The sequence below is a fragment of the Moorena sp. SIO4A1 genome (assembly GCF_010672065.1).
Lineage (GTDB): Bacteria > Cyanobacteriota > Cyanobacteriia > Cyanobacteriales > Coleofasciculaceae > Moorena.
In genome coordinates this window covers 1-5,751 of the sequence record NZ_JAAHHX010000143.1, presented here as the reverse complement: position 1 = coordinate 5,751, position 5,751 = coordinate 1, and the positions used below count along the sequence as shown (strand labels likewise).

At 43.4% G+C, this 5,751-nt stretch carries 7 protein-coding genes and 2 pseudogenes; 5 read left to right on the top strand and 4 right to left on the bottom strand.

Annotated features, from left to right (window positions below; translation table 11 throughout):
* Window positions 1-652: 652 nt before the first annotated feature.
* Window positions 653-814, bottom strand: coding sequence for a hypothetical protein (locus F6K53_RS34980; protein WP_293029936.1), 162 nt, complete (start codon window positions 812-814; stop codon window positions 653-655).
* 70 nt (window positions 815-884) lie between these two features.
* Here F6K53_RS34980 and F6K53_RS34975 point away from each other — a divergent pair.
* The 5 genes and pseudogenes from F6K53_RS34975 to F6K53_RS34955 all read left to right on the top strand — a co-directional run.
* Window positions 885-1,052: pseudogene (locus F6K53_RS34975) on the top strand (transposase); the annotation flags it as partial.
* 322 nt (window positions 1,053-1,374) lie between these two features.
* Window positions 1,375-2,463 (top strand): glycosyl transferase, encoded by a 1,089-nt coding sequence (locus tag F6K53_RS34970; RefSeq protein ID WP_293072282.1) that lies wholly within the window; start codon window positions 1,375-1,377, stop codon window positions 2,461-2,463.
* Window positions 2,464-2,480: 17 nt separating this feature from the next.
* Window positions 2,481-3,080, top strand: a complete 600-nt coding sequence (locus F6K53_RS34965; protein ID WP_293072283.1) for a hypothetical protein — start codon at window positions 2,481-2,483, stop codon at window positions 3,078-3,080.
* A gap of 25 nt (window positions 3,081-3,105) precedes the next feature.
* Entirely contained in the window at window positions 3,106-3,612 is a 507-nt protein-coding gene (locus F6K53_RS34960) for a hypothetical protein (protein ID WP_293029927.1), read from the top strand.
* A 26-nt stretch (window positions 3,613-3,638) separates the two neighbouring features.
* Window positions 3,639-4,058: a secondary thiamine-phosphate synthase enzyme YjbQ gene (locus F6K53_RS34955; protein ID WP_293029924.1), complete on the top strand. Its 420-nt coding sequence runs from the start codon at window positions 3,639-3,641 to the stop codon at window positions 4,056-4,058.
* A 412-nt stretch (window positions 4,059-4,470) separates the two neighbouring features.
* Here the strand turns inward: F6K53_RS34955 and F6K53_RS34950 are convergent, their stop codons facing one another.
* The 3 genes and pseudogenes from F6K53_RS34950 to F6K53_RS34940 form a co-directional block, all read right to left on the bottom strand.
* Complete coding sequence (locus F6K53_RS34950) at window positions 4,471-5,127, bottom strand: ISAs1 family transposase (protein WP_293072284.1); 657 nt, start codon at window positions 5,125-5,127, stop codon at window positions 4,471-4,473.
* Complete coding sequence (locus F6K53_RS34945; protein WP_293029917.1) at window positions 5,111-5,389, bottom strand: hypothetical protein; 279 nt, start codon at window positions 5,387-5,389, stop codon at window positions 5,111-5,113. The genes F6K53_RS34950 and F6K53_RS34945 overlap by 17 nt, the downstream gene beginning before the upstream one ends.
* Window positions 5,389-5,751 (bottom strand): annotated as a pseudogene (locus F6K53_RS34940) (IS1634 family transposase); the annotation flags it as partial. The gene F6K53_RS34945 and the pseudogene F6K53_RS34940, both read right to left, overlap by 1 nt.

The following is a 5,751-nucleotide window of genomic DNA, read 5'->3' as shown; positions in this document are numbered from 1 at the left end:
TGTCACTCGGATTTCACGAGGGATGGTCTTTCACCATCATGGTTATCAAGTTGTCAAGGTTCTTTCTTCCTTGCGACTAATCCTCCTAAACCCTTGATGGGCAAGGTTTCTAGTCAACGAATCGCACGGCTGCATCCTACCCGGTAGTAGGGATTAAGTTTGACATAACTTACTGAGGTTTCGACCGTTCCTCAGACCTATTTGTGCTACCGTTTTTACTTGTTCCACCTGATGGATTGTTTTGGTGACTATAGGACAGTCCAATTTGCCTATTCCCTCCTCAGAGTTTACAGCTATCTTTGGAACATGCTGTGAGGATATAAGGAATGAAGTCTCGCATTTTTACAGATTGCGGCTTGCGAATAAGACACTTTTTCAGGACTTTTGCTACTGCTATCCATATCACCTCCCTCTTAGCGGCAGTGTGGCTAATCTGCTTCACCTCTGATTCCGCCCTGTTGCCAGCTTCACTCTGCTAGGATGTCGCCTGCTCGGTGTGGCCAGATAAGGAGTCTGCTGTCTCTTCAGCGGTGGGGTTTTCACCCACATCCGTACAGGTAGTTAGGTTTGTGATTTGATCACGCGCCCCCGAGTCATACCCTACTCTATTACGAGTAGCTCCTACTCGGAACAAGCCGCACTCCAAATTCGGCTATAACCAGTAACTTCGAGCTTCCGTTGCTGGAGTTTTCCCATCGGCAAGTAGCCAGATGATTTGATAGTGACTGCGTTGCACCGAGGAGGTGCTTGCCCGGTAACGAGAGTAGAGTTCCTCCGAACTCAAATGGGATTCAACAGTGACGGTTTTTGGCATAGCGAGTGGCAATGCAATGTTTTTTCAGAGGAAGGGAAGTTTAATTATAACTAATTATCCGAACTTGATATTAATCGAGCAGGCAGGGTGTGAGCTTCTGTTTCTGCCTGCTTATTCACCTGACCTAAATAAAATTGAGAAATTTTGGTCTCGACTGAAACATCATTTACGGAAGACCATTGAGGAATTTGATTGTTTGCAGGATGCTCTGGATAATGCTTTCAGAGTATTGTCCTAACCAACTCTTTCTCTGCTATAGAGTCTGCGTTTTAGATTATTTCGTCGCCCCCTCAGGTTTTCAACTCCTTTAAAAAAAAACTTTAAATTTTTTCTGAATTCAATTTTAAAGTGTGGAAATTATAATCAAGGTAGTATAGCGCTACGCGCAAGTCAGAAGTCAGAAGTCAGAAGTTAGAAGTAAGCTATGACTAAGTTTCGGAGTTTAGGAATGTCAAACACCTGAATGCGTAGTGCTATAACTGCCAAAGTTAGCCACTTGTGGTTTATTTTTGTTAGCCTGCATGAAAGCCTTCAATTAACTCAATACCTGAGCTCCTAGAATGTCTAGACCAGTTTTATACATCGCTATCACTAGCCACGGTTTTGGTCATGCTGTACGTACTGCCTCCGTAGCTGCGGCTATTCAACGACTGTGTCCGGATATCTTACTGATTCTAGTAACAACAATACCACGCTGGTTATTAGAATCCTACATTCCGGGGGATTTTATTCATCGCCCACGGGCTTTTGATGTTGGTGTTATTCAAACCGACAGCTTAACAATGGATAAAGAGGTAACCTTAACCAAACTACAGCAAATTCGTTCCAATGCTAGATCAATTATTGCTAGTGAGGTTGACTTTATTCGTAACAATCGAGTAGGCCTGATATTAGCCGATATTCCCCCCTTAGCTGTAGGTATTGCTCAAGCGGCTGAAATTCCCTGCTGGATGATGAGTAACTTTGGCTGGGACTTCATCTATCGAGACTGGGGAGGAGAGTTTGCTGAGATTGCCGATTGGATCAGTGAGTATTATGGGAAATGCGATCGCTTATTTCGCCTTCCTTTACATGAACCCATGAGCGCGTTCACCCAGATCACCGATGTGGGCTTAACAGGGGGATCACCAGGATACAGTACAGATCAATTAAGGAAGCATTTTGATCTGAAGTCTCCAGAGTTTAAAACTGCTTTACTCACCTTTGGGGGATTAGGGTTGGAACAAATTCCTTACCATAATCTATCTAGATTCCCTAACTGGCAGTTTATCACATTTGACTCTCAAGCACCAGATTTACCCAATTTACTGAAAATCAAGGGTCACGACTATCGACCAGTGGATTTCATGCCCTTGTGCTCGCGAGTGATTTCCAAACCGGGGTACAGTACTTTTGCTGAAGCCTTACGCCTGGATATCCCAATTTCTTCAGTTACCCGCTCGGGATTTGCTGAAGCCGCTATCCTAATAGAAGGGGTGCAAGACTACGGTCACCATCAGATTTTAACACCGACAGAATTTTTCCACGGCAACTGGGAATTCCTCCATCATACTCCCAAGCCTCCCAGAAAATCTCAAAGCTTGGTAAAGGATGGAACAGACAAGATTGCTAAAGATATTGTTAACTACCTCCAGACTCACACTAAATAGCCTAAATAGCCCCTGCCATGATATCTACCGTAGATTCGCTTATAGAACAGATCCAGAATAGCCAAAATTCTATCCCAAAGTCCATCGACACACCAGAAACCTCTACTATTGAAGAACAGACCTCTGAAGAGCAGACCTCTTTCCCCAGCCTAGAGTTGGCAGCACGAGACGTTCGTATGGTACTTGATCAACAAAGGGAGCGCAGTCAAACCTTGACCACAAAGCTCAATATCTTGTTTGTCACTAACGGAGCCTTGTTAACGAGTTTAACCATATCTGGGCTAGTATTTTTCCGCAGCCCATTTGGTATAGCCGAGATACTGGGATTTATGCTTAATTTTACCCTACTAATCCGTGCTTTTCTCCCGCGTCAGATAGCAGTCAGTCCCAACTTGGGAGATAAAAAATTCCTAGAACGTTACCTGGTACTCTCACCAGAACAATACCAGCTACAGATGCTGGTTAATCTGGTAGAGACTTATAATGCAAACAGGCAGCGATTAGAAGATTTTTCTCTATCGTTGAAGTATTCTGCTTATGTAACTTGGGGGGTTGCCTTGATTATTACTTTGAATGTCATAGCAGAGTTTTGCATTCCTGCGCTTAAACTGATGTGATGTATTGTTGGCTTTCGCTGAGACTATGAATTCTAAACAGGTTAATAAAAAACCCTCCGGAGAACCCTTGAGTTTACCGGAACCAGACCCAGAGAACATCACTGTCTTGACCCGTAACCTGCCCAACAAGCCAATTCTGCCCTGGAATCACTATGATTCCCCTTGGCGTGATGGGGAACCGGAGAATCCAGAGGCATCGGAAAATTCCGAGCAGGCAGATGAGTCGAGTGACAATCAATCTGCAACTGAGCCAGAATCAGCAGAAAAGCCAGAGTTATCAGAAACTGCTGCTCAACTGGATAAGTTGTATACAGAAGAATTGGCAACCGTCCCTGAGTCGTTATCAGAAGATACTCTAGAGTCATCAGAAACTGGTGCTGTGGTGGATGAGTCTCCTGACAATCCACCAACAGCTGTAGCCACAGAAACCTTGGAAACACCTGTGGTGGATAAGTCTCCTGTCAATCCACCAACAGCTGTAGCCACAGAAACCTCGGAAACACCATCCGAGGAACTGAAACAGCTCGGGTAGCAGTGGCTAGATTAACCAAGCCTTCTATGACTCATTATCAACAACGACTCAAAATCAAGACTACCGGTAAATCCTTCTCCAACATTACCGGGAAAGTTCAATCTGTGGTTGCTACATCAGGACTGGAGACTGGACTGTGTACCATTTTCCTCCGTCATACCTCCGCAAGTTTGGTAATTCAGGAAAATGCTGATCCTGATGTGCTCACGGATTTATCGAACTTTTTTGCTAAATTAGTACCAGAAGATGGAAAAAGCTATAGCCATAGTGCCGAAGGTTCCGATGATATGCCTGCTCATATCCGCACTGCGCTGACTCAAACATCGGAACAGATTCCTATTGCTCAGGGGAGATTGCTCTTAGGAACCTGGCAAGGCATTTATATTTGGGAGCATCGCCGACAGGCTCACTACCGGGAGGTGGTGGTGCATATCGCCGGGAATTAATCTCAACCAGTATCTATTCTAACTATTAGAGTCGATGCCCGGTATTATCCGGGCAGGGCTGTTTCATTCTCAATAAAATAGAAGATAATCAGAGATAATTACTCTTAAGTACAAAAACTGAGGATATAGCTCAGATTATGGCTCATTAGACCTCTTGCCAAAATATTTTGAGTTATAATAGTAAATTTTGTGAAAATTAGCTAAATTGTATACTACGCTTATACACAAAGAGATTACAAAGCAAGTTTGTTAGTCTTAAGCGTACGCTAAATAAAAAATTGCCAAATTTATAATTATACCACGAAAGACTTTTGCAAGAGGTCTATTGTCTTGATGCAATAGCGAGTGGTTTGAAGTTACCGTAAGACAGGCTCGCCTTAATCAATAAGTTTTAACCATGCATCTGCATAGCCTACCAACCATAAAGGCTCAACGTAATCAGGTTTCGTCTCCGGGGGAAACCCCCAAGACCGCGCTGCATCGCTTCACTGATCGCTCCCTTGATCGAATCAAAGCCATGTGCTCTTAAAAGGGTTAAAACCCAGGTTTTGAGCACAGATAAGTTTAAAGGAGCAAATCCTGATGTTTGTGGGCTAATATCTTCCTCATAGATGACATCTTTTACCCAATCAAGAGAATTTTCAATTAGCCAATGTCCTCGTATACCTTCTGACAGACGGCGAGATTGAGGTGGTTTTGAACAAAGATAATAACTGATGCTTCGATAAGTCTCATTGCCACGAGTTCCACTACGTTCGACTTTAATCACACAACCCACGCCAATCCATTTCGGATCAAGGTTTTCGGGTGGATCAAACACAACGATTTTACGATAACTATTACGGTTTCTAGTTTTTTCATGATGGGTCACTTTTTGTTGTGCTCTTTGCCGATTCGATAGGGTTTCTATTTGTTGATATAGCTTTGGTTGATTAGTTTTGACTTTAACTAGATAGTCATTGCCTGATTTAACGATCGCTTCGAGACTGAAGTTCCCCCTTTGACAAAAAGGGCAACCTATGCAGGGTAAGGAATAGCAGATTTTATGTCGGTCATTTACTGGGTACAAATAGGGAAACACCAAGTAAATCTAACGCCTTTTGTTGGACTGGTGTGGGTTGAGTAATTTTCAAAAAAGTCAGATCAGCCCCCTCTAATTTAGAAGCAATTGTGTTGAGAGTAATTGTTACTAAATCTGCCATCAAAGTCGAAAAGCTGTGTACGGGTAAGTTCTGGGCTGTCCGCTTCTTACGAGCCGTGGGATTTAGCTTTTTTTGAACGTTTAACAGGAGTAACTCCATCCCAATCAATCGGGGTGTCGTCCTCGTCATCAAAAAGAATCGGTGAAGCGAGCCTGCTTCATATGCCATTCCACATAATAAGCCAGCATACAAAGAAAAACGTGAGATTTAACTCGGCTTTCGAGATGGTGATAAATGGGACGGACTTTTAAATCCATCGTCTTATAAGAGCGAAAAGCCTGTTCGACTTGAGACAGACTTTTGTAAGCTTTCACTGTAGCTGGAGCATCTAAAACTTCGGTGTCTACAGAAGTACGAATGACATATAATCCATCCAAGGCAGCGGCGGCTTTTAAGCCTTGGGGCTTGCGGGTGTAGGAAAAGCTGTTGTTCGTGATTTCCAGTTCAAAGAACTTCCCCACTCGATACTTGTTAATCACCTTTCCGACTCG